Annotated in this window: 23 protein-coding genes; 5 read left to right on the forward strand and 18 right to left on the reverse strand. The window is 73.4% G+C overall.

Annotated elements, in window-relative coordinates; all coding sequences use genetic code 11:
• Positions 1-136: 136 nt before the first annotated feature.
• The 10 genes from ACZ4QV_RS35950 to ACZ4QV_RS35995 form a co-directional block, all read right to left on the reverse strand.
• Complete coding sequence (locus ACZ4QV_RS35950; protein ID WP_361584562.1) at positions 137-655, reverse strand: amino-acid N-acetyltransferase; 519 nt, start codon at positions 653-655, stop codon at positions 137-139.
• A gap of 9 nt (positions 656-664) precedes the next feature.
• Positions 665-1,201 (reverse strand): BlaI/MecI/CopY family transcriptional regulator, encoded by a 537-nt coding sequence (locus tag ACZ4QV_RS35955; RefSeq protein WP_467764020.1) that lies wholly within the window; start codon positions 1,199-1,201, stop codon positions 665-667.
• Positions 1,202-1,464: 263 nt separating this feature from the next.
• Complete coding sequence (locus tag ACZ4QV_RS35960; protein ID WP_361159750.1) at positions 1,465-1,644, reverse strand: hypothetical protein; 180 nt, start codon at positions 1,642-1,644, stop codon at positions 1,465-1,467.
• 46 nt (positions 1,645-1,690) lie between these two features.
• Entirely contained in the window at positions 1,691-2,299 is a 609-nt protein-coding gene (locus ACZ4QV_RS35965) for a hypothetical protein (protein WP_361584566.1), read from the reverse strand.
• A 229-nt stretch (positions 2,300-2,528) separates the two neighbouring features.
• Positions 2,529-3,326, reverse strand: a complete 798-nt coding sequence (locus tag ACZ4QV_RS35970) for a type III pantothenate kinase (protein ID WP_125045714.1) — start codon at positions 3,324-3,326, stop codon at positions 2,529-2,531.
• A 5-nt stretch (positions 3,327-3,331) separates the two neighbouring features.
• Entirely contained in the window at positions 3,332-4,354 is a 1,023-nt protein-coding gene (gene nadC, locus ACZ4QV_RS35975) for a carboxylating nicotinate-nucleotide diphosphorylase (protein ID WP_467764011.1), read from the reverse strand.
• On the reverse strand, positions 4,351-6,123 hold the full coding sequence (locus ACZ4QV_RS35980; protein ID WP_361159759.1) for an L-aspartate oxidase: 1,773 nt from the start codon (positions 6,121-6,123) through the stop codon (positions 4,351-4,353). Before ACZ4QV_RS35980 ends, nadC begins: the two co-directional genes overlap by 4 nt.
• Entirely contained in the window at positions 6,120-7,145 is a 1,026-nt protein-coding gene (panC, locus tag ACZ4QV_RS35985) for a pantoate--beta-alanine ligase (RefSeq protein WP_361584571.1), read from the reverse strand. Before panC ends, ACZ4QV_RS35980 begins: the two co-directional genes overlap by 4 nt.
• Positions 7,142-8,203 (reverse strand): Rossmann-like and DUF2520 domain-containing protein, encoded by a 1,062-nt coding sequence (locus ACZ4QV_RS35990; protein ID WP_467764012.1) that lies wholly within the window; start codon positions 8,201-8,203, stop codon positions 7,142-7,144. The genes panC and ACZ4QV_RS35990 overlap by 4 nt, the downstream gene beginning before the upstream one ends.
• A gap of 238 nt (positions 8,204-8,441) precedes the next feature.
• Positions 8,442-8,789 carry a hypothetical protein gene (locus tag ACZ4QV_RS35995; RefSeq protein ID WP_361584577.1) on the reverse strand — a complete coding sequence of 116 codons (348 nt, stop codon included), beginning with the start codon at positions 8,787-8,789 and terminating at the stop codon, positions 8,442-8,444.
• Between the two features lie 237 nt (positions 8,790-9,026).
• Here ACZ4QV_RS35995 and ACZ4QV_RS36000 point away from each other — a divergent pair, with 237 nt between their 5' ends.
• Positions 9,027-10,139, forward strand: coding sequence for a DUF5937 family protein (locus ACZ4QV_RS36000; protein ID WP_361159850.1), 1,113 nt, complete (start codon positions 9,027-9,029; stop codon positions 10,137-10,139).
• Positions 10,140-10,171: 32 nt separating this feature from the next.
• Here the strand turns inward: ACZ4QV_RS36000 and ACZ4QV_RS36005 are convergent, their stop codons facing one another.
• From ACZ4QV_RS36005 to ACZ4QV_RS36015, 3 genes are all read right to left on the reverse strand, one after another.
• Positions 10,172-10,891, reverse strand: a complete 720-nt coding sequence (locus ACZ4QV_RS36005; protein WP_361617520.1) for a glycoside hydrolase family 75 protein — start codon at positions 10,889-10,891, stop codon at positions 10,172-10,174.
• Positions 10,892-11,157: 266 nt separating this feature from the next.
• Positions 11,158-11,844, reverse strand: coding sequence for a response regulator transcription factor (locus ACZ4QV_RS36010; RefSeq protein WP_361159774.1), 687 nt, complete (start codon positions 11,842-11,844; stop codon positions 11,158-11,160).
• A 125-nt stretch (positions 11,845-11,969) separates the two neighbouring features.
• Entirely contained in the window at positions 11,970-13,181 is a 1,212-nt protein-coding gene (locus ACZ4QV_RS36015) for a sensor histidine kinase (RefSeq protein ID WP_361159777.1), read from the reverse strand.
• A gap of 161 nt (positions 13,182-13,342) precedes the next feature.
• Here ACZ4QV_RS36015 and ACZ4QV_RS36020 point away from each other — a divergent pair, with 161 nt between their 5' ends.
• Both ACZ4QV_RS36020 and ACZ4QV_RS36025 read left to right on the forward strand, forming a co-directional pair.
• On the forward strand, positions 13,343-14,344 hold the full coding sequence (locus ACZ4QV_RS36020; RefSeq protein ID WP_467764013.1) for an SAM-dependent methyltransferase: 1,002 nt from the start codon (positions 13,343-13,345) through the stop codon (positions 14,342-14,344).
• 169 nt (positions 14,345-14,513) lie between these two features.
• Positions 14,514-15,656 carry an NADH-quinone oxidoreductase subunit D gene (locus ACZ4QV_RS36025; RefSeq protein ID WP_361584588.1) on the forward strand — a complete coding sequence of 381 codons (1,143 nt, stop codon included), beginning with the start codon at positions 14,514-14,516 and terminating at the stop codon, positions 15,654-15,656.
• A 42-nt stretch (positions 15,657-15,698) separates the two neighbouring features.
• Here the strand turns inward: ACZ4QV_RS36025 and ACZ4QV_RS36030 are convergent, their stop codons facing one another.
• The 3 genes from ACZ4QV_RS36030 to ACZ4QV_RS36040 form a co-directional block, all read right to left on the reverse strand.
• Positions 15,699-16,319, reverse strand: coding sequence for a DUF4232 domain-containing protein (locus ACZ4QV_RS36030; RefSeq protein WP_361584591.1), 621 nt, complete (start codon positions 16,317-16,319; stop codon positions 15,699-15,701).
• 95 nt (positions 16,320-16,414) lie between these two features.
• The gene (locus tag ACZ4QV_RS36035; protein ID WP_361159789.1) at positions 16,415-17,068 is read right to left on the reverse strand and encodes a GNAT family N-acetyltransferase; all 654 of its coding nucleotides are present in this window, start codon (positions 17,066-17,068) and stop codon (positions 16,415-16,417) included.
• Between the two features lie 175 nt (positions 17,069-17,243).
• Complete coding sequence (locus tag ACZ4QV_RS36040) at positions 17,244-17,858, reverse strand: TetR/AcrR family transcriptional regulator (RefSeq protein WP_361584594.1); 615 nt, start codon at positions 17,856-17,858, stop codon at positions 17,244-17,246.
• Positions 17,859-17,954: 96 nt separating this feature from the next.
• Between ACZ4QV_RS36040 and ACZ4QV_RS36045 the strand changes: the two genes are divergently transcribed.
• Positions 17,955-18,461 (forward strand): DUF1453 domain-containing protein, encoded by a 507-nt coding sequence (locus ACZ4QV_RS36045; RefSeq protein ID WP_467764014.1) that lies wholly within the window; start codon positions 17,955-17,957, stop codon positions 18,459-18,461.
• Between the two features lie 54 nt (positions 18,462-18,515).
• Here the strand turns inward: ACZ4QV_RS36045 and ACZ4QV_RS36050 are convergent, their stop codons facing one another.
• Entirely contained in the window at positions 18,516-19,064 is a 549-nt protein-coding gene (locus ACZ4QV_RS36050; protein ID WP_361159798.1) for a TetR/AcrR family transcriptional regulator, read from the reverse strand.
• A 285-nt stretch (positions 19,065-19,349) separates the two neighbouring features.
• On the opposite strand from ACZ4QV_RS36050, the gene ACZ4QV_RS36055 reads away from it, so the two are divergent.
• Positions 19,350-20,618 carry an MFS transporter gene (locus ACZ4QV_RS36055; RefSeq protein ID WP_361637818.1) on the forward strand — a complete coding sequence of 423 codons (1,269 nt, stop codon included), beginning with the start codon at positions 19,350-19,352 and terminating at the stop codon, positions 20,616-20,618.
• Positions 20,619-20,733: 115 nt separating this feature from the next.
• Here the strand turns inward: ACZ4QV_RS36055 and ACZ4QV_RS36060 are convergent, their stop codons facing one another.
• A complete protein-coding gene (locus tag ACZ4QV_RS36060) occupies positions 20,734-22,107 on the reverse strand; it encodes a hypothetical protein (RefSeq protein WP_467764015.1) in 1,374 nt (457 codons plus the stop codon).
• Positions 22,108-22,144: the final 37 nt, after the last annotated feature.

A 22,144-nucleotide genomic window follows, 5' to 3' on the forward strand; every position in this document is an offset into this window, starting at 1 on the left:
GCGGATTACGACGGAAAGCAAACCGCTTTTCCGGGAAAAACACAAACCCCTGGGTAGGGTTCAGTTGCACCACGGCCGGGGAACGCTTGCTTCCACAGCTATGAGATAGGGGCGCGATTCGGACATAGAACGCTGATCACAGGTGCAGAAGCATCCGGCTGTTGCCCAGGGTGTTGGGCTTCACTCGTTCGAGACCGAGGAACTCGGCAACGCCCTCGTCATAGGAACGCAGCAGCTCGCTGTAGACATCGCCGTCGACGGGCGTCTCACCGATCTCCACGAAGCCGTGCTTGGCGAAGAAGTCCACTTCGAAGGTGAGGCAGAAAATGCGCCGCACTCCGAGCCAGCCCGCGGTGCGCAGCAGCTTGTCGAGGACTTGGTGGCCGACCCCGGTGCCCTTGTGCCGCGGGTCCACCGCCAATGTGCGCACCTCGGCCAGATCTTCCCACATGACGTGCAGCGCTCCGCAGCCGACGACCTCGGCGTCCTGGTCCCGCTCGGCGACCCAGAACTCCTGGATGGACTCGTAAAGCGTCACGGTGGCTTTGTCGAGGAGGATGCCGTCCGGGGAGTAGGCGTCGATGAGCCGGCGTACGGCCGGTACATCGCTGGTCCGGGCACGGCGGACGGTGAGTCCATTAGTCAGGGGCGACATGGCGCGACGCTATCGCCCCGGGTCGCCGGTTCCCGCCGCGGGTACTTCTCCCGCATCCGCTCGCCCCTCTTCGGTCTGTTCGGGGGGTGCGGAAGGTTCCTGCGCACGTTCCGCGGCCGGTTCACCGGCGCGTTCCTCATGGTCCGGCCGTTCCGCCGGTACGGGCGGTTCGCGTTCGGCGCGGCCGGGGCCCGGCGGGGCCGGTGCGGGTTCCGCCGGTTCGTCGCCCTGCACCATGCGTACGGCATCCCTGAGAGCGTGCCGCTGTTCCGGCGACATCATCCCGAAGAAGGCCACCAGGGCCGCCGCGGGGTTGTCACTCGCGGACCACGCTTCGTTCATCAGTGCGGCCGAGTAGGCGGCACGAGTGGAGACCGCCTCATATCGATAGGCGCGTCCTTCGGCTTCGCGGCGCACCCAGCCCTTCTGATGGAGGTTGTCCAATACGGTCATCACCGTTGTGTAGGCGATCGACCGTTCCTTCTGCAGATCTTCCAGGACTTCCCGAACGGTGACCGGGCGGTTCCACTCCCACACCCGCGTCATGACCGCGTCTTCCAGATCACCCAAGCGTCGTGGCACACCAGCACAATAGTGGGAGATGTCGCGAATGCCGGTTCTTACCCGGTTGATTTACCCCGGAAAAAGGCAGTACGGCCCGAGATGCACGATCTCGGGCCGTACGGACGTGTGCGGTGCGCAAGGCCGACCAGGGGCCGAACGGATGGACGAACTCCGTCGGCGCCCGGGGCGGGGTACGGGGTGCGGGTGGCCGGGGGCCCGGCCGGGGGTGGCCCGGCCGGTGCCGGTCAGGCGCCGTGGGCCTTGGGCTCCTGGCGGGTGCCCTCGGCGCGGGCCAGCGCGGCGTCGACCGCCGCGTCCTCCTTGGACTTGTTCTCGCCACCCTGGCTCTTCACGATCGTCACGATGAGCGCGACGAACGCCACGGCCATCACCACGGGCGGTACCAGCGCTGCGACGTAATCCATGACCAGGGGCCTCCTTCGGGAGTGAGGATTCCAGGGTACGCAGCGCTCACGCGGTCCGGGCCGCGGGGGGCCGCACGGGCTTGCGGCGCGGCGGGAAGACCTCGCCCGGTGTGGGGACGGGGCGGCCGGTGCGCGGCGCCTTCGGGCGCGGTTCCGGAGCGGGAACGGGCGCGGGCTCGTCCGCCACCCGACCGCCGGGCAGGGCCCGCAGCCTGGCCCGTACGGAGCGCTCGGCCAGGCGCTCGCAGTGGCGCAGCAGGGCGGTACGGCGCGCGTGTTCATCCGTCCCCCGCTGTCGCGCGCACAGGAGGCGCAGGGCGGCGAGGTCGGCGGGGACGGGGTCGTAGCCGGCCGCCAGGGCCTCCTGGAGCTGCCCCAGGTAGCCGCGGGCGGAGCCGGGGAGGGCGTCCCGGTAGCGGGCGAGGTCGGCGAGGAGAAAGGCGCGCAGCCGCCCGCCCTCGCGCGCGGCCTCGTCCACCGCCTCGGCGAGCCGCAGGTACTCCTGGACCTCCTGGGCGCCGTCGGCGTCGTAGCCCGGCTCGGCGGCGGTCGTGCGGCGCGTCGGCTGGAGGGCGGCGGCGAGCGCGCGCCGCAGGACGCGCAACTCGTCGGCGCTGAAGGCCATACCGCCGCGGGATCCGTATGGCATAGGCATGGGCCGACCTTACGCCGTCGCCGGACAAAATCCGCTTAACACCATTAGAACGACGCAAGTGTCGCGGAAAGCACGACAGGCAACAAAAGCCTCTTCAGTTAGAAGCAGGTATGTATAGGGCCTAAGTGGGCAATTCGCCGTGGAGGCCGGTCGGGCCGGTCGGGCCAGGGCTCCGGACCGCCGGTCGCCCGCCGGGCCCGGCGGCCGGTCCGGCCGTCCCGTACGGCCCTCAGCCCCGGGTCACGTTGCGCTCGTACACCAGCCGCAGACCGATCAGCGTGAGCCACGGCTCGTGCTCGTCGATGACCGAGGACTCGCCCAGCACCATGGGCGCCAGCCCGCCGGTGGCGATCACCGTCACGTCGTCCGGATCGTCCGCCAGTTCCCGCGCCATGCGCTGGACGACGCCGTCGACCTGGCCGGCGAAGCCGTACAGGATGCCGGACTGCATGGCCTCGACGGTGTTCTTGCCGATCACGCTGCGCGGCCGGGCCAGTTCGATCTTGCGGAGCTGGGCACCCTTCACGCCGAGGGCGTCCACCGAGATCTCGATGCCCGGCGCGATCACCCCGCCGACGTACTCGCCGCGCGCGCTGACCGCGTCGAACGTCGTGGCCGTACCGAAGTCGACCACCACGGCAGGCCCGCCGTACAGCTCCACGGCAGCCAGCGCGTTGATGATCCGGTCGGCGCCGACCTCCTTGGGGTTGTCCATCAGGATCGGCACACCGGTCTTGACGCCGGGCTCGACCAGGATGGCCGGAACGTCCCCGTAGTAGCGCCGGGTGACCTCGCGCAGCTCGTGCAGGACCGAGGGGACGGTGGAGCAGATGGCGATGCCCTCGATGCCGTCGCCCAGTTCCTCGCCCAGCAGCGGGTGCATGCCCATCAGCCCCTGGAGGAGGACCGCGAGTTCGTCGGCGGTGCGGCGGGCGTCGGTGGAGATGCGCCAGTGCTCGACGATCTCCTCGCCGTCGAACAGGCCGAGGACGGTGTGGGTGTTGCCTACGTCGATGGTGAGCAGCATCTGCGTCAGCGCTCCTCGCGCAGGTCGAGACCGATGTCGAGGATCGGGGAGGAGTGGGTGAGCGCGCCCACGGCCAGGTAGTCCACACCGGTCTCGGCGTAGCCGCGGGCGTTGTCGAGGGTGAGCCGCCCGGAGGACTCCAGGACCGCCTTGCCGGCCACCAGCGCCACCGCCTCGCGGGTCTGCTCGGGGGTGAAGTTGTCCAAAAGGATCAGGTCGGCGCCTTCGGTGAGGATCAGCGGGATCTGGTCCAGCCGGTCGACCTCCACCTCGATCGGCACACCGGGGAAGCCGTCGCGTACGGCCTTGAACGCCTCGGCCACGCCGCCCGCCGCGACGACGTGGTTGTCCTTGATCAGGGCCGCGTCCGACAGCGACATCCGGTGGTTGACGCCGCCGCCGCAGCGCACCGCGAACTTCTCCAGGGCGCGTAGACCGGGCGTCGTCTTGCGGGTGTCGCGGACCTTGGCGCCGGTGCCCTCCAGGGCGTCGGCCCAGGCGCGGGTGGCGGTGGCGATGCCGGACAGGCGGCAGAGCAGGTTCAGGGCGCTGCGCTCGCCGGTCAGCAGGTCGCGGGTGCGGGTGGTGACGCTGAGCAGCTTCTGTCCGGCCTCGACGCGGTCGCCGTCCTCGACGTGCCGCTCGACCTCGAACTCCGCGGTGCACACGATGGACAGCACCGCCTCGGCGACCCGCAGCCCGGCCACGGTCCCCGCCTGACGGGCCGTGAAGTCGCCGGTGGCGACGGCGTCTTCGGGGACGGTCGCGACGGTGGTGACGTCCACCCCCTGGTCGAGGTCCTCCTCGACGGCCAGGTGGGCGATGTCCTCGACCTGGACGGGGTCCAGCCCGGCTTCGGCCAGGAGGGCCGCGAGGTCGGGGTCCAGCCCGCAGGCGAGCGGGTCGAGTTCGTACGCGCCGTCACCGGCGCCGCAGCCGCAGGAGTCGCCGCAGCCGCCTTGCGGAGCCTCGGCGTCCTGGCCCGGACGGCCGATCTGGTGCAGGGAGAGGTCGTCGGGGGTGCTCACTGGTTCGGCTCCGTTTCGGGCGCGGGTGCGGCGGTCGCCGCGGGGAAGGCGGCGGTGTCGGTCGTACGGCTGTGCAGGGTGTGCGGCGGGCGGTGGGTGACCAGGAAGTGCCGCTGCCAGGCGGTGTCGTCCCGGTCGGCGTGGTCCTCGCGCCAGTGGCAGCCGCGGGTCTCCTCGCGGCGCAGCGCGCTGCTGACCAGCACCCTGGACACCAGGAGCAGGTTGGTGGCCTCCCACGCCTCGACGCCGGGCTCGGCGGGCTTGGGGCCGTCGGACGGGGCCGGGGCGGCTTCGGGCCCGTGGGACGGGGACGGGTCGGCGGCGTCGCGCAGCAGCCGGGCCAGCGCGGTGGCGGCCTCGGAGAGACTGGCGGCGGAGCGCAGCACCCCGGCACCCGCGGTCATGATCCGCTGGATCACGGGCCGCGCCTCGGGGGCGAGCAGCGGTACGGGGGCGGCGGTGGGCTCGACGACAGGTCCGGGCCGCCGGACGGGCGCGGCCGTGATGTCGTCCGCGATGCGCTCGGCGAAGACCAGGCCCTCCAGGAGGGAGTTGGAGGCCAGCCGGTTGGCACCGTGCACACCGGTGCACGCGACCTCGCCGCACGCGTACAGGCCCGGCACGGTCGTCCGGCCGGACAGGTCGGTCCGTACGCCGCCGGAGGCGTAGTGCGCGGCGGGCGCGACCGGGACCGGCTCGGTGACCGGGTCGATGCCGTGCGCGCGGCAGGCGGCGAGGATGGTCGGGAAACGCTGCTCCCACAGGGTGGCGCCGAAGTGCCGGGCGTCCAGGTACATGTGTTCGGCGCCCTGTTCCTGGGCGCGGCGCAGGATGGCCTTGGCGACGATGTCGCGCGGGGCCAGTTCGGCGAGTTCGTGCTGCCCGATCATGAAGCGGACGCCGTCGGCGTCCACCAGGTGGGCGCCCTCGCCCCGTACCGCCTCCGAGATCAGCGGCTGCTGGCCCTCCGCGTCCGGGCCGAGGTAGAGCACCGTCGGGTGGAACTGGACGAATTCGAGGTCGGAGACCTCGGCGCCGGCGCGCAGCGCGAGGGCGACGCCGTCGCCGGTGGAGACCGCGGGGTTGGTGGTCGCGGCGAAGACCTGGCCCATGCCGCCGGTGGCCAGGACCACCGCGGGGGCGTGCACGGCGCCCACGCCGTCGTGCTGGCCCTGCCCCATCACGTGCAGGGTGACACCTGCCGTACGGCCCTCGGCGTCCGTGAGCAGGTCCAGGACGAGGGCGTTCTCGATGGTGCGCAGGCCCTGGGAGCGGACGGCGTCGACCAGGGCGCGGGAGATCTCGGCGCCGGTCGCGTCGCCGCCCGCGTGCGCTATGCGGCGGCGGTGGTGCCCGCCCTCACGGCCGAGGGCTATTTCGTCGGTGCCGGGCGCGGTGTCGAAGCGCGCGCCGGTGGCGATGAGGCGGCGGACGGCGCCCGGGCCTTCGGTGACCAGGGCCCGTACGGCGGCCTCGTCGCACAGCCCGGCGCCCGCGACGAGGGTGTCCTCCAGGTGCTGCTCGGGGGTGTCGCCCTCGCCGAGCGCCGCGGCGACGCCGCCCTGGGCCCAGCGCGTGGAGCCGTCGTCCAGGCGGGCCTTGGTCACCACGACGGTACGGCGGCCCGCGGCGGCGCAGCGCAGCGCGGCGGTCAGGCCCGCGACCCCGGACCCGACCACGACGACGTCGGCCTCGATGGACCAGCCGGGGGCGGGGGCCTGGAGGCGGAGGGTGGGGGCGGGGTCAGTGGTGCGGGTGGTGCCGTTCATCGGGGCGCTCCGAACGTGAGGCGGATGTTGTCGATGAGGCGGGTGGTGCCGACCTTCGCGGCGACCGCGAGCACGGCCTCCCCCTCGTACGCGTCCGGAACCTCGGTGAAGTCGGACGGGTCGACGAGCGCCACGTAGTCGAGCGTCAGCGGCGGGTCCAGGCGGGCCGCGTCCTCCAGGACGATACGGGCCGCCGCGCGCGCCACCGAAGGGCCCCGCGGCGGGGTCGCGGCGGCGTGCGCGAGGGCGTGCGCGTCGGCCGCCGCGCGGTCCTCCCCCAGGGCGGCGAGCGCCGCGGAACGGTCGTGCGCCCGGTGGGCCGTGTGCGCCCCGTACGAGGCGCGGTCCCGCAGGGCCTCCTCGGCGGCGAGCCGGTCACGGGCCGCGAACAGGGCCCGGGACAGCGCCAGGGCGGTCCGGCGGTCCGCCTCGGAGAGATAGCGGTTGCGGCTGGACAGGGCCAGCCCGTCGTCCTCACGGACGGTGGGGACGCCGACGATCCGTACGTCGAAGTTCAGGTCGGCCACCATGCGCTCGATCACGGCCAGTTGCTGCGCGTCCTTCTGGCCGAAGAGGGCCACGTCGGGACGGGTGAGGTGCAGCAGCTTGCCGACGACGGTCAGCACACCGTCGAAGTGGCCGGGCCTGCTGGCCCCCTCCAAGAGGTCCCCCATGGGACCGGCGGCTATGCGTACCTGCGGCGCGCCGCCCGGGTAGACCTCAGCGGCGGCGGGCGCGAAGACGGCGTCCGCTCCGGCCGCGCCGGCGAGCGCGACGTCCGCCTCCAGGGTGCGCGGGTAGCGGTCGAGGTCCTCCCCGGCACCGAACTGGAGCGGGTTGACGAAGACGGTGACGACGACCTGCCCCGCCGGGCCGACCCGGTCGCGGGCGGCGCGGACCAGCGTCGCGTGCCCCTCGTGCAGGGCCCCCATGGTCATGACGACGGCCCGCTGGCCGGAGGAGCGCGGCAGGGCACGCAGCTCGGCCGCGGTGTGCACCAGACGCGTGCGCGAGGCGTTCATCGGTCGCCTTCTTCGGGACGGTCGCCTTCTCCGGGACGGTCGCCTTCTCCGGGACGGTCGCCGGGCGGATCTTCGCGGTGCCCGTCGGACGGGTCTCCCTTGCCGCCAGGACGGCTTTCACGGCCGGGCGACGGCGGCGCGCCCCCGGTGCCGTTGCCGACGTTCGCCAGGACGTCCAGCAGGTCCTCGGCCAGCTCCGGCTTCAGCAGACCGTGCGCCAGGGCGCGGTCGGCCGTCGTACGGGCCATGGCGAGGTACCCCGCGACGCTCTGCGGCGCGTGCTTGCGCAGCTCCGAGACGTGCGCGGCGACGGTGCCCGCGTCCCCGCGGGCGACCGGACCGGTCAGGGCGGCGTCACCGGAGCGCAGCGCGTTGTCCAGGGCGGCGCCCAGCAGCGGGCCGAGCATCCGGTCGGGCGCGCCGACACCGGCCTCCCGCAGCAGCTCCATGGCTTGTGCCACCAGGGTGACCAGGTGGTTCGCCCCGATGGCGAGCGCCGCGTGGTAGAGCGGGCGGGCCTCCTCCTCGATCCACTCCGGCTCCCCGCCCATCTCGATGACCAGCGCCTCGGCGGCCATCCGCAGCGGTTCGGGCGCCGTGACCCCGAAGGAGCAGCCGGCCAGCCGCTGCACGTCGACGCGCGTACCGGTGAAGGTCATGGCGGGGTGCAGGGCGAGCGGCAGGGCACCGGCGCGGGTGGCCGGGTCGAGGACGGCCGTACCGAACCGCCCCGACGTGTGGACGAGCAGTTGGCCCGGCCGTACGGAACCGGTCTCGGCGAGGCCCGCGACGAGTCCGGGAAGGGCGTCGTCGGGCACCGTGAGCAGCACCAGTTCGGCGCGTTGCAGCACCTCGGCCGGGGAGACGACCGGCACGTCGGGGAGGAGCGCCGCCGCGCGCCGTACGGAGGCGTCGGAGACACCGGACACGGCGACCGGCCGATGTCCGGCGAGCTGCAACGACGCGGCGAGGGCGGGCCCGACGCGACCTGCGCCGACGACTCCGACAGTCAGTCGGGCGGGGCGGTCCTGGGCCTCGGTGGGTGGGATTGTGTTCACGCGGCGACGGCCTTCCGTTCCAGTCCGCGGGGGGTACCGGACGATTCGTTCGCCATGCTACGCGAGTGTTTACGGCGCTCCTCAGAGCCGTACGCAGGCTGAGACGGGTGTCTCGTACCGCGTCGCCGGGCGCGTTTCCGGCAGGGCTTCCGGACGCGGTCGCGGCCGCGTTCCCGGCTGCCTCGTCCGCCGTGCCCCGGGCTGTTTTCCACAGGGGCGACGGAGGCGTTCGCGCAGGTTATCCACAGGGGTCGCAGAGGCGGGCGTGACCCGTCATGGTGGGGGTGGAGACGGAAGCGGAGGACGGATCGAGAGGGGGGTGCGGCAGCGGCCCGGCCTGGGCGGAGCGCGCGGTCCGACGGAGGTGTACGGGGCGTACCGGCCGCCGGGTGAGGGCGCGGCGTACGGCGCGGCGGAAGCGGGCCAGGGGGCGGTCGGCGGGTGCGGTGACCACGGCCTGGAAGCGCAGCCACCGGCGTATCTCGCGTACGGCCTGGACGTCACCGGCACCGGGGAGGACGGGTGCGCTCTCACCGCGCTGGGCGGCACGGTAGGCGTCGAGCATGTGCTGCTGGGATGCGTTCATGGACACCACACTGGGGCCGCCCCGCGGCGGGTGGCCCGTCGATTGACGGGAGCCGTCAAACGAGCCGGGCGCAGGTCACAGGCTCACGCATGATGGAACGGACGCCGGGCGGCCGGATGCCGGACGGCCGGATGCCGGACGGCCGGGCGGCCGGACGCGCACCGGAGCCGGTACGGCTGCGGCGCATGGACGGGGCGCGGGGAACGGCGCACGGGGAACGGGGAGAGGCACATGAGTGTGTGGATCGATGTCACGGGGCTGCCCGCCGAGCGGACGGTGTTCAGCCTGTCGCCGCTCGCCGAGCTGGGTGCCGCCCTGCACGCGCTCGCCGAGCCCGGCCACCACCCCGGTCTGCACGGCTGGACCACCGCGACGGCCGGTGCGCTCGAACCCGACCTGGCCGACCGGCTGTGCGACGCGGACTTCCTCTGGGGGCCGACGTTCTCCGACGTGACGATGCCGTTCGCCGCGCTCGCGGACACCGGCGGGCAGCCCGGCGCCACGCTCACCGAGGACCTGGACCTGCTCGACCGGCTCGACGACGAGCTGTTCGTGAACGCCGCGTTGGAGATCAACTGCACCAGCGCGTACTGCCGCGGCGGCCCGTCACCGCTGGTGGACGCCGAAGCTCGCCGGCTGGCGCTGGAGCGGGCCACCGCGCGCGGCCCCCGGCAGGCCGACTTCGCGCAGCGGCTGCTCGCCGACCCGTCCGCCGTACGGGCCTGGATCCGCCGTCTGCTGGAGGACTGCGAGCAGGCGTTCTTCGCGGACGTCTGGCAGCGGGTGCGCGTCCACCTCGCCGCGGACGCACGGCACAAGGCCGAGGTGCTGCGCCACAAGGGTCTGGCCGAGGCGCTGGCCGAGGTGTCGCCCGCGGTGACCCTGGACGAGCCGCGGTCCCGCATCGTCGTCGACAAGCTGCTCCACGGTCACGGCACGGCCGTGGACCCGGCCGTCGGTGTCGGGATCACCCTCCTCCCGACCTCGTTCGGCTGGCCGCACCTGAGCGTGCTGCACGCGGCGGGCTGGCGCCCGGTGATCCACTACCCGGTCGCCGCACCGGAACCGGCCGGCCCCACGTCGGTCGCCCTGGTCGAGTCCCGGCTCGAAGCGCTCGCCCACCCGATGCGGATACGGATGTGCCGCTACCTCGCCCGTACCGCCTACACCACCGGCGAACTGGCCGCCGCGCTCGGCATATCCGCGCCGGAGGTCTCCCGGCACCTCGCCGTCCTCAAGAAGGCCGGCCTGCTCCAGACCCGCCGCCGCGGCCGGTACGTCCTGAACCAGTTGGACGTCCGGGTGGTGGCGCGCCTGGGCAGCGACTTCCTGGAGGGGGTACTGCGCTGAGCCGGCGGGCGGCGGGGTGGTGCCGCGGGCGCTCAGTTCTCCTGGAGGAACTTCTTGGCGAGGGCGTCGCCGCGGGAGACGGCGTCGCTGTGGCTCTCGATGGGGGACGCCTGGGAGTTCTTGAACAGGATGTAGGTGACGCCGGACTCGGCGCCGCCGGTGGCCGGGTCGGGGTCGATGCCGAGGCCCTTGGCGGCCGCGTACGACGCCTCACCGATGATCTTGTCCGGTCCGGTGTCGCCGACGACCGCGTACTCGACCTTGTTCTTGTAAACGACGGCGACGATGCCGCCGCCCTTGATGCCCGCCGACTCGTAGTTCCAGATGCCGCTGACCGAGGGGACGACGACGTACGGCAGCTTCTCGGCGTTCAGCGGCTTGCCGTTCGACTGGTGGAAGCGGGTGTCCGGCTGGAACCAGGGGTCGGTGTCCTTGTTGCACTTGGCCGTGACCTGGCCGTCGCAGTCGATGTCCATGTCGGCCTTCCAGAACACGGCGTTCTTCTTGCCGCAGACCGGGACGGTCGCCGATGTCTCCTCGTCGGTGCGGTACTTGCCGTGGGAGATCTGCGAACAGTCGGTGACCTTGGCGAGCAGGTCGGCGGCGCTGACCGAGCCCTCGGTCACACCCGGCCGGCTCACGGCGTCCGCGGGGGCGGAGGTCGCGGCCGGCTGGGCGGTGGCGGGCAGCGCGGCGGCGGCGAGCAGCGCGGTTCCGGCGGCGGTGGCCAGGGCGAAGGTTCGTCTGCGCACAGGAGGGCCTCTCTGTTAGGAAAGTTTCCTTACCGAGCGCGCCCAATCTCCTCCGCTCCCCCACCCCCGTCAACCCCGCCCCACCCGCAACTCGCCTCCCCTCCAGCCCTGTTCGGCCCGGACCCCACCCCACTCGACCGCCACAACCGCCACAGACACCGGCACCAGCACCAGCACCAGCACCAGCACCAGCACCAGCACCAGTGCACCAGCACCAGCACCAGCACCAGCACCAGCACCGACGACTGTTACGCCCCCGGGCGCCGTTACGCCCCCGCGCCGCCCCCGGCCCGTACGAGTCCCGTCTCGTAGGCGAGCACCACCGCCTGCACCCGGTCCCGCAGCTCCAACTTCGTGAGGATGCGGCCCACATGCGTCTTGACCGTGGCCTCCGACAGCACCAGCCGCGCCGCGATCTCACCGTTCGAGAGCCCCTGCGCCACCAGCAGCAGCACCTCCCGCTCGCGCTCGGTGAGCCGTCCGATCTCCGGGCGGACCGGCTCGGCGGCGGACGCCGGCAGCATCGGCGTGAACCGGTCCAGCAGCCGGCGGGTGGTCGAGGGCGCGACCACCGCGTCGCCGCTCCGCACCGCGCGGATCGCGGCCAGCAGTTCGCTCGGCGGCACGTCCTTCAGCATGAAGCCGCTGGCCCCGGCCTTGAGCGCGGAGAAGGCGTACTCGTCCAGGTCGAAGGTGGTCAGGATGAGCACCTTCGGCGCGTCCGCCTGCTGCCCGCCCGCGCAGATCCGGCGGGTGGTCTCCACCCCGTCCAGGTGCGGCATCCGCACGTCCATCAGGATGACGTCGACCTTGGTGGACCGGAGCACCTCCAGGGCCTCCACCCCGTCACCGGCCTCGGCGACGACCTCCATGTCGGGCTGGGCGGCCAGCACCATGCGGAAACCGGTGCGCAGCAGCATCTGGTCGTCGACGAGCATCACGCGGACAGTCATGGCAGGAGGTCCCTTTCAACGGCGGTGCGGGTGGCGGAGCCGGTGGTCCCGGCGCCGGGAGGGCCGGCCGGCGTCGGCGCGGCAACAGGGTACGTACGGGCGGGGGAGCGGGCATCGCCCCCGGCTCACTGCCCCGGCTTGAGCGGCAGGACCGCGCTGATCCGGAAGCCTCCTCCCGGCCGCGGCCCCGCGTCGAGGCTGCCGCCGACCATGCCGACGCGTTCGCGCATGCCGATGAGCCCGTGGCCGAGGCCGTCCGCCCCGCCCCCCGAGTACAGCTCGTGCTGGGCGCCGCGCCCGTCGTCCTCGACCAGCAGGTCCAGCTCGGCGTCCCGGTAGGCGAGACGGACCGTGGCGCCCACGTCCGGACCGCCGTGTTTGCGGGTGTTCGTCAGCGCTTCCTGCACGATGCGGTACGCGGTCAGCTCGACGCTGCTGGGCAGCGGGCGCGGTTCACCCGCCACCTGGAAGTCGACCGGCAGTCCGGCACCCCGCACCTGGTCGATCAGGTCGGCGAGCTGCTCGACGCCTGGCTGCGGTACGTACTCGCCGCTCTCGGGCTGCTCACCGGTGCGCAGCACACCGAGCAGCCGCCGCATCTCGGCGAGCGCCTGCCGGCCGGTACCGGAGATCGTCTCCAGGGCCTGCTTGGCCTGCTCGGGCGCGGCGTCCAGGACGTAGGCGGCGCCATCGGCCTGGACCACCATCACGGACACGTTGTGCGCGACGACGTCGTGCAGCTCGCGGGCGATACGGGCGCGCTCGGCGGCCACCGCGATCCGCGACTGCGTCTCGCGTTCCTTCTCCAGGCGGGCGGCCTTCTCCTCCAGCTGGGCCCAGTACGCGCGGCGGGTACGGACCGAGTCGCCGAGCACCCAGGCCAGCACGAACGGGACGGTGAGCAGGCCCATGACGAACAGCCCTTGCCACAGGCTGCCGGGCGGCCTCTCACCGTTGCCGGAGCGGACGGCGTAGAGCGTCGGGCCGATCAGCGCCCCGCCCAGAGCAGTGCGCGAGGCCCAGCGCGTGGTGCCCGAGGCGACCGTGTAAATGGTCGCCAGCATGGCGAAGTTGGACGGATTGGGATCTACGTCGAACACGATCTGGCAGAGACCGACCAGAATGGACAGCAGCAGCATCTTCTCGGGCGCCTTGCGCCGCAGCGCGACCGTCAGGCACATCGCGGCGACGACGAGAGCTTCCAGAAGCGTCCGGGTGTCGCTCTGCACATCCGCCGACGCCACCAGCATCAGACAGTTGAAACCGAACAGGAGGACGGCCCAGAAGGTGTCCACCCCTGTCGGGTGCCTGCGGAAGAAGTCGTAGAGACGCTGCACGTCACCCAGCGTAGGCAGGCCGTATAGGTGTACGGGTCAACCGGACGGGCGATCCTGGAGGACGGGAGTACTCCGCAAGGTGGAGACGGGCCTGGCACCGGGGTCCGCCGCCGTCCGCGCCCCCGTCCGCGCTCTCCCCCGCCCCCGCGTACCGTGGTGCGGTGACACACGACTGGTGCGGTTGGCGGGACGCCACGGAACGGGCTCTCTACGGCCCAGGCGGCTTCTACACCAGCGGCGACGGGCCGGGTCCCGCCGGCCACTTCCGTACCTCCGTACACGTCTCGCTCCGGTACGCCGAAGCCCTCGCCACCCTGCTGTGCCGCGTCGACGGGTCCTTGGGCCGTCCGGCGGAACTGGCGCTGCTCGATGTGGGCGCCGGGCGTGGCGAGCTGCTGACCGGAGTACTGGCGGCGCTCCCGGAACCGGTGTGCGCCCGTGTGCGCCCCTACGCCGTCGAACGCGCCCCCCGGCCCGTCGGGCTGGACGACCGCGTCACCTGGCTCCCGGAACTGCCCGCACCCGGCTCCCTGACCGGCCTGCTCTTCGCCAACGAGTGGCTCGACAACGTCCCGGTCGACGTCGCCGAGACCGACGGGGACGGCGTGCCCCGGTACGTACTGGTCCGCCCGGACGGCACCGAACGGCTCGGCGGCCCGGTCACCGGCGAGGACGCCGCGTGGCTCGCCCGGTGGTGGCCCCTGCCGACCGCGGACCCCGGGCTGCGTGCCGAGATCGGCCACCCGCGTGACGCGGCCTGGTCCCGCGCGGTCGGCACCCTGCGCGCCGGCCTCGCCGCCACCGCCGACTACGCGCACACCCGCGCCACCCGCCCGCCTTTCGGCACCCTCACCGGCTTCCGCGAGGGCCGCGAGGTGCACCCCGTACCCGACGGCACCTGCGACATCACCGCCCACGTCGCCCTGGACGCCTGCGCGGGCCCCGGCGCCGAGCGCGTCACCCAGCGCCAGGCACTGCACGCCCTCGGTGTCGACGGCAGCCGCCCGCCCCTCTCCCTCGCGTCCAGCGACCCGGCCGCCTACGTGCGGGCCCTGGGCTCGGCGGGCGCGGCGGCGGAGCTGACCGACCCGGCGGGCCTGGGCTCCTTCGGCTGGCTCCTGCAACCGGTCGGCGGCGTCTGTACGGGACTGCTCACCTCCTGAGGAGCCCGCCCGCCGCCCGCCAAGAGCCCGTCCGCCACCCCTGCACCGCCCGTCCGCCGCCCGGCCCCGCCCGATCACCGCCCGGCCCCGCCCGCTGGTCCGCCGACCACCGCCCCGCAGTCCCCCGGCCCCGCCGGACCCCGCCGGACCGAACTGCGAGACTGTCCCCATGACGGAGACCACGGTCGGCATCGGCGGCGCGGCGGAGAGCACCGACATGGTGCTGAACATCGGCCCGCAGCATCCCTCCACGCACGGCGTGCTGCGGCTGCGCCTCGTCCTGGACGGCGAGCGCATCCAGCACGCCGAACCCGTGATCGGCTACATGCACCGCGGCGCCGAGAAGCTCTTCGAGGCGCGCGACTACCGCCAGATCATCATGCTCGCCAACCGGCACGACTGGCTGTCGGCCTTCTCCAACGAGCTGGGTGTGGTCCTGGGCGTGGAGCGGATGCTCGGCATGGAGGTCCCCGAGCGCGCCGTGTGGACCCGTACGCTGCTCGCCGAGCTGAACCGGGTCCTCAACCACCTGATGTTCCTCGGTTCCTACCCCCTGGAGCTGGGCGGCATCACCCCCGTCTTCCACGCCTTCCGCGAGCGCGAAGAGCTGCAGAACGTGATGGAGGAGATCTCCGGCGGGCGGATGCACTACATGTTCAACCGCGTCGGCGGCCTCAAGGAGGACCTGCCGGCCGGCTGGCTCGGCCGCGCCCGGCACGCCGTCTCCGAGGTCCGCTCCCGGATGGACGTCTTCGACCGCCTGGTCCTCGGCAACGAGATCTTCCTCGGCCGGACGCGCGGCATCGGCGTACTGAGCCGCGAGGCCGTGCACGGTTACGGCGTCTCCGGGCCGATCGCCCGCGCCTCCGGCGTCGACTTCGACCTGCGCCGCGACGAGCCGTACCTCGCGTACGCGGAACTCCAGGACACGCTGCGGGTGGTGACCCGCGAGGAGGGGGACTGTCTGGCCCGCTTCGAGTGCCTCCTGGAGCAGACCCACAACTCCCTGGAGCTGGCCGACGCCTGCCTCGACCGGATCGCCGAGCTGCCGCCCGGCCCGATCAACCAGCGCCTCCCGAAGGTCCTCAAGGCTCCCGAGGGCGCGACCTACGCCTGGACCGAGAACCCGCTCGGCATCAACGGGTACTACCTGGTCTCCAAGGGCGAGAAGACCCCGTACCGCCTCAAGCTCCGCTCGGCGTCGTACAACAACATCCAGGCGCTGACCGAGCTGCTGCCGGGGACGCTCGTCGCCGACATGGTCGCCATCCTCGGCTCGCTGTTCTTCGTGGTCGGCGACATCGACAAGTAGCCGGGCCGGGAGCCGGGGCCGCACCAGGGTCGTACGCCCGGACTACGTACGCGGCCTGGGGCCCTCCCGGTGCCACGCCGTGATGCCCAGCTTGCCGGTGGACCCGAAGTCGATCAGCTCCCGGACCAGTTGCGGACGGCTGCCGCCCGCGGCCGGGGTGAGGGCCAGGAACGCGCCGTTCACGGCGGGGCGCGTCGCGTCCGTCACGCGGTTGCGCCACATCAGTACGGCCCTGACGTGCTCGCCCGGCTGGAGCGTGATCGGCTCGGGGCCGACGTCGTCCACGACGTCCGAGCCGTGGCTGATCTTCACGTCCAGCGGCTCGCGGTCCTTGCCGAGGACCTGGACGCCCGCGTAGCCGTTCACCTTGTACGGGCGCTCGCCGCAGTTGGTCAGGGTGACGCCCATCGCGCGGGTGCCCATGGCGGCGTCCACCGGGAGTCCCTTGATGACGACACCGTCCTCGGGGCAGGCGGGAGCGGTGCGGGACGGCTTGGGGTCGGGCTTCGCCTCCGGTCGTGCCTCGGGCCGCGCCGAACAGCCGACGGCGGCGAGCGCCACGACGCCGAGCACGGCCGCCGACAGCGCCCGCGGCACCGGCCCGGCCGCCTTCCTGGTGACTGCTCCGGCCACTGTCCACCCCGCGTCCGCCCCGGTGCCCACGCGTCTCCGTACGACGCGCGGCTGATCAAGTCGGCCGCCAGCGTACCCGTACGGGCACGGCGCGCACCTCGGCGTCCGCGCCGCCGCCGGCCCGCTCACGCTCCGAAAAGCGCCCGGCACTCCTCCGTCCACCCCGCCACCTCGACCGGCACCGTACGGTGCGCCTCCCACCCCGCCCGGTCCAGCCGCAGCCGCTGCAACGTCCGCGCCTGCCCGCGTACCGCGGCGACCTGCACGCCGTCCGGTACGTACCCGAGCTTGCGCGAGACGGCCAGCGACCGGACGTTGTCCGTCATCGCGGCGGAGGTCACGGCGTCCGCGCCGAGCCGGTCGAAGACGAAGTGCAGGACGGCCGCCCGCATCTCCGTACCGATGCCCTGTCCCTGGTGGGCCCGTCCGAGCCAGGACCCGGTCTCCGCCTCCTTGGTCACCCCGAAGGCGGTGCCGACCACGTCCTGGCGCCCCACCGCCCTCCCCTCCCGTGTCACCGCGAGGCTCAGCGTCCAGCTCTCCGGCCGCCACTCCGCGACCGTGGAGAGCACGTGCTGGAACGTCGCGCGCCCGCGCTCCTCCGGGAGCGCGTCCGTCCAGGGCACGGTGAACGGCATCTCCGCCGCGTCGTGCACGCCGTCGGCGGCGACCGCGGCCAGATCGTCGAGGAGATCGAGGCCGGGCAGGCTCAGTTCGAGGCGCGGTGTACGGATACGGATTCCGTAGAGGGGCCAGTGGTGTCGCCGAGGCTGTTCCATGACGGAATGCTGCCGAACGAGGGCCCGTAGCGTCGACCGGATTACCGCGTGCCGGTCGCGCGCCGGTCGTGCCCCGGTCGCGGCCGGTCGTGCCCCGGTCGTGCGCCGTCACATACGGTCGTGTGCCCGCCGCCTGTGAGCCGCCCTCCCGCCGGCCGACGGCCACCGGCCCTCCTCAGCCCGCCTTCAACCCCTGCAAATGCCTGCGCAGCACCGCCCGCTGCGCTTCCGGCGTGACGTACTCCGGTTCCAGCATCGCGCGCAGGTTGAGGCCGTCCAGCAGGGCGGACAGCCGCAGGCACTCCAGGTCCACGTCCAGGTCGGCGGGCAGACCGCCGGCTTCCTGCGCGCCGCGCAGCACCCGTGCCAGCAGGGCCCGCAGGCCGGTCTCCATGTCCACCGCGCACGCCCGCAGCTCCGGACGGAGCCGGGCCGCGCCGCAGAACGCCGCCCACAGGACCGCCTCCTGGCGCCGCTCCTCGTCCAGGGCCAGGAACTCGCCGATCAGCTCCTCCACCCGTGCCGGCCGTTCCCGCCGCGCGGCCGGGTCGAGCAGGCGGTCCACATGGGTCCGTACGCGCCGGTCGATGCGCGCGCTCAGCTCGCGCATCGTGAAGAGCAGCACCTCGTCGTGGTCACGGAAGTAGTGCCGCACCGATCCGACGGCCAGCCGCGCCTCGTCGGCGACATTGCGCAACGAGGCGCCTTCCACCCCCTCCCGGGCGATGACGCGCAGAACGGCGTCGGCGACGGCCTGGCGGCGGGCTTCGGGGTCGACGATCTTCGGCATGTTGCCATTGTGGCACGGTCGAGCTAAATTGTTTTTGGCACGACTGAGCTAAAACAACATCGGGCGCCCGCCCCTCGGGTGCCGTCAGGGGGAATCGTGAACGGCTGGCTGCTCGCGGCGATCATCGCCGCGGTCCTCGTCCTCGTCGTCGCCAAGCGCCTGAAGGGCGAACCGCTCACCGTCCGCGAACTCTTCGCGGGCCCGGCGGTCCTCACCGGCCTCGGCATCCTCTTCGTCGCCAAGGCCGACGGTGTGACCGGCACCGACATCGCCTGGGTGGTCCCCGGCGCCTTCCTCGGCCTCGGCCTCGGCGCCGCACGCGGCACCCTGGTACACCTCTTCGAGAAGGACGGCACGCTGTGGCAGCGCTACACCGGCCGTACGTTCCTCGTCGTCATCGCGTCACTGCTGGTCTCCGCCGGATACGGCGTCCTCGCCGAGCACATGGGAATGCACCCGTACGCACGGCCCACCCAACTCACCATCGGCGTCAGCTTCCTGGGCGAGTCCCTGCTGATCCATTACCGCGCGCGGAAGACGGGGACGCCCTTCGCGCCGCAGCAGGAGTCCCCCCTCGCCTTCCTGGGCCGCCACTTCCGGTGAGGCGCGCGGCCGAGGGGAGTCCGCAGCCGAGGAGCACCCCACAGCCCGAGGGGATCACCCGGCCGAGAGCAGGGCGGCCGCCACCGCCCTGGCCCGGTGGGCGGGTGCCGCCGAGCGCTCCCGCAGGGCGGTGACCTGGGCACCGTCGATCAGCAGGACGAGCTGTTCGGCCAGCTCCTGTGTGCCGCGCACATACCCCGCCCCGGTGAGCAGCTCGGCGACGTACGAGGTCATCGTGCGCTTGTGGGCCGCGGCGGCGCGATGGGCGGCGCTGGCCGGATCGGCGATCTCGACCATCGTGTTGATGGCGGCGCAGCCGCGGTAGTCGTCGGCCGAGAAGCGTTCGGCGAGGGCGTCGAAGAGGGCGAGCGGTGTGCCGCCACGCTCGGCGACCGCGGCGTGCAGCCAGTCGAACCAGCGCCGGCCGTAACCGTCGATCATGGCCACGACCAGGTCGTCCTTGCTCGCGAAGTGCCGATAGAAGGACGCCCGGCCCACTCCCGAGGCGGCGAGCAGCCGCTCCACGCCGACGGCGCGGATGCCCTCGGCGTAGAAGAGATCCTCGGCTGCCTTGACGAGTCGTTCCCGGGCGTTGGTCGGCATACGGCCACGATAGCCAACCTTGACTCCATACGGAACCGATCGGTACCGTCTCGCTCACCCAGCAGACGGTACCGATCGGTGCCATTCTTGGAGTCCGGAGACCGCATGCCCCGCAAGAGCGCGTCCGACCAGCCGCCGACTCTCTCCTCTCCCCCGTCGCCTCCCCCGTCTCCTCTGCCACCCTCCCCGTCGCCGCCTCCCCTCGCGGGACCGTCGGCCCCGCCGGGGTCCCGGGCGGCGGCGCCCGCCGGCTCCGGCTCGGGAAACTGGCGCTTCCACGGAGCCGTGCTCGCCGCCGGGACGTTCGTCGTCGGCACCGACGCCTTCGTGATAGCCGGGGTGCTGCCCGACATCGCCGCCGACCTGCACGTCGGGCTCGGCGCCGCCGGACAGCTCGTCACCGTGTTCGCCCTCGCCTACGCGGTGCTCTCGCCCCTGCTCGCGGCGTTCACCGCCGGCTGGTCCCGGCGTACGGTCCTGATCACCGCACTGGCCGTCTTCGCACTGGGCAACGCGGCCACGGCTCTCGCCCCCGGCTACCCGGCCGCGCTGGCCGCCCGGGTCGTCGCGGCAGCCGGTGCCGCGCTCTACGCCCCGAACGCCTCGGCCACCGCCGCGGCCCTGGCGGGCGAGGCCGCACGCGGGCGCGCCTTCGCCCTGGTGAACACCGGGCTGACCTCCGCACTGATCCTCGGAGCGCCGCTCGGCACCGCCATCGGCGGCGCGTACGGCTGGCGCACCACGATGTGGCTGGTCACCGTGCTGCCCCTGCTCGTCGTCCCGCTGCTCGCCGCCCGGCTGCCCCGTATCCGCACCGGGACGCCTCGCGGGCTGCGCCGCCGGCTCGCCCCGCTGGCGGACCGCGGTGTCCTGTACACGCTCGCCGTCACCGTCGTGGTGTTCGTCGGCATCTACATCCCCTTCGAGTACCTGAGCGCCGTCTACGGGCCCGTACTCGGCCACGGCGGTACGGGAATCGGTACGGGAGCCGGTGCCGGGGCCGGGACGGGCGGAGGCGGCGGGGGCGGAGGCGGCGGGGGCGGTCTGACCGCCGTCCTGCTCCTGGTCTTCGGCATCACCGGCACGGCCGGGAACCTGGTCGCCGGCCACCTGGCCGACCGCTTCGGCCCGCGGCGGGTGGTGCTCGGCGCCGCGCTCGCGCTCACCGTGGTCTTCGGGCTGGTACCGCTGAGCCGGGAGTGGCTGCCCGCCGCGCTGGTCGCGGTGGCGGTCTCCGGCTGGGTGTCGTTCTCGGTGACCACACCGCAGCAGTACCGGATCGCCGCGCTCGCCCCGCAGGCACAGTCCGTGGTCGTCTCCCTCAACGCGGCCGCCGTCTACCTCGCCGTGTCGCTGGCCGGCGGCCTGGGAGGCATCGGGCTGGAGACGGTGGGCGCGGCCCGGCTGCCGTGGCTGGCCGCCGCGTTCACCCTGGCTGCCGCCGTACTGACGGCCGTACACCGGCCGAGGGCGGAACGGGCGAAGGCGGACCGGACCGAGGCGGACCGGACCGAGGCGGGGGGCCGGCCCGAGAGGACGGCGGGCGCGGTCTGAGCGTGCCGATGCGCCCGGCAGTGGGCCGCCTGCCGCTGGGCAGGACCGCCACCGCCGGGCGCATCGGCACGGAGAACGGATAACGGAAGTCGGCGGGAACCGACCTGTTCGTAAGTCAGGAAGAGACCGCGCTGCGCAGTTCCGCCAAGTCGATCTGCTCGGTCTCGTCGTGCGCGGTCAGGTCGATGACCTCGCCGTCGGCGGGGTCCGCGGCCTCGGTCGCCGCACGGTCCGCCGGAACGTCCGCGGTCTCGACCTTCGCCGCCTTCTCCGTCGTCTCCGCCGCCTTCTCCGTTGCTGCGCTCTTCTCCGTCGCCGCCGCCTGCGCCTTCTCCGGCTTCTCCGCCGTCGGCTCCGGGGCCCCGTCACGGGCCCGGCCGAGCGCCGACTGTTCGGCGACCGCCTCGTCACCGACCACGTCGGCGAGGTCCTCCTCCAGCCGCCGGACCGGCTTCGGCCGCCGCGTCACGGTCGACGGCGCGCCCGCGCCCGGACCGTCCTGCGGTGCCCCGTCCCGTACGGCACCGGTGCCGGTCGCCGTCCCGAAGAAGTCGAAGCCGCCTTGGAGACGGGAGGCGGGCAGCCGCGCGGCCCGTACGGGCGCGACGACGGCCGCGGCGGCCGGGACACGGAGCAGACCGGACGCCGACCCCGCGCCGGCAACGGCGCCCCGCTGCTCGGCGGAGCCCCGGTCACGTCCCCGGCCGGCGCCGTCGGCCGTACCCGCCTGCGCTTCAGCGGCCCCGGAGGCGGCAGGCATCGACGCCCCCGGCTTCGGACCGTCCGGCTTCGGACCGCCCAGCCCTGACCTCCCCGGCTTCGGCCCGCCCGCCTTCCGGCCGCCGGGCTTCGGGACGGCGGCCGTACGGTCCCGGTCCTGCGCGGCCGGACGCTCCGTGGCCGCCCCGGAATTCCCCTGGCCGTCCTCACCGTCCCGGGCCTGCGCGCTCCCGGCCTGGCGGGCCGCGCTGCGCGGTAGCTGCCGCAGCGCTTCCGCCGCCCGGTGGTACATCCCCGCGGTGAGCGCGCCCGGCACGCTCCCGTCCGGACCGTCCCCGGTGCCGGCCGTCAGCTCCCCGGCGGGCGTCCCGGTCTCGATCGCCAGCAGCCGGCGGCCCTCCAGGGCGCTGGCACGCTCGGTCTCGGCGGTGGCGTAGCGGCGCAGCAGCTCGGCGTGCTCACTGCGCAGCCGGGCCAGCTCGGCCCGCTTGGCCCGCAGCTTGGTGTCCAGCTTGCCGCGTATCCCGCGGGACTCCTCCAGGTCCGATTCGAGCTCGGCTATGCGTTCGTCGGTCTTCCACTCGTCCCGCACCCGGGCGTTCTTCAGCTCGGCGACGCTCTTGCCCGCCGTACGGTCCCACGCGCGCAGCAGTACGGAACCGGTGACCGCGGCGGCCGCCGCACCCGTGGCGAGCACGCGCTGTGCCAGGTCGTCGCCGACGAACCAGACGCCCGAGGCGCAGACTAGGGACGCACCGGCGACCGTCACGGGAGGAAGAAGCCGGTGCAGGGGTGGCGAATGGCGG

It is taken from the genome of Streptomyces sp. NPDC026394, assembly GCF_055567735.1.

Bases quoted from the DNA above. Each gene is read 5' to 3' on its own strand.
- ACZ4QV_RS35950 (WP_361584562.1), bottom strand. From the start codon at position 655: ATGTCGCCCCTGACTAATGGACTCACCGTCCGCCGTGCCCGGACCAGC.
- ACZ4QV_RS35955 (WP_467764020.1), bottom strand. From the start codon at position 1,201: ATGACGCGGGTGTGGGAGTGGAACCGCCCGGTCACCGTTCGGGAAGTC.
- ACZ4QV_RS35960 (WP_361159750.1), bottom strand. From the start codon at position 1,644: ATGGATTACGTCGCAGCGCTGGTACCGCCCGTGGTGATGGCCGTGGCG.
- ACZ4QV_RS35965 (WP_361584566.1), bottom strand. From the start codon at position 2,299: ATGCCTATGCCATACGGATCCCGCGGCGGTATGGCCTTCAGCGCCGAC.
- ACZ4QV_RS35970 (WP_125045714.1), bottom strand. From the start codon at position 3,326: ATGCTGCTCACCATCGACGTAGGCAACACCCACACCGTCCTCGGCCTG.
- ACZ4QV_RS35980 (WP_361159759.1), bottom strand. From the start codon at position 6,123: ATGAACGGCACCACCCGCACCACTGACCCCGCCCCCACCCTCCGCCTC.
- panC (WP_361584571.1), bottom strand. From the start codon at position 7,145: ATGAACGCCTCGCGCACGCGTCTGGTGCACACCGCGGCCGAGCTGCGT.
- ACZ4QV_RS35995 (WP_361584577.1), bottom strand. From the start codon at position 8,789: ATGAACGCATCCCAGCAGCACATGCTCGACGCCTACCGTGCCGCCCAG.
- ACZ4QV_RS36010 (WP_361159774.1), bottom strand. From the start codon at position 11,844: ATGACTGTCCGCGTGATGCTCGTCGACGACCAGATGCTGCTGCGCACC.
- ACZ4QV_RS36025 (WP_361584588.1), top strand. From the start codon at position 14,514: ATGACGGAGACCACGGTCGGCATCGGCGGCGCGGCGGAGAGCACCGAC.
- ACZ4QV_RS36035 (WP_361159789.1), bottom strand. From the start codon at position 17,068: ATGGAACAGCCTCGGCGACACCACTGGCCCCTCTACGGAATCCGTATC.
- ACZ4QV_RS36040 (WP_361584594.1), bottom strand. From the start codon at position 17,858: ATGCCGAAGATCGTCGACCCCGAAGCCCGCCGCCAGGCCGTCGCCGAC.
- ACZ4QV_RS36050 (WP_361159798.1), bottom strand. From the start codon at position 19,064: ATGCCGACCAACGCCCGGGAACGACTCGTCAAGGCAGCCGAGGATCTC.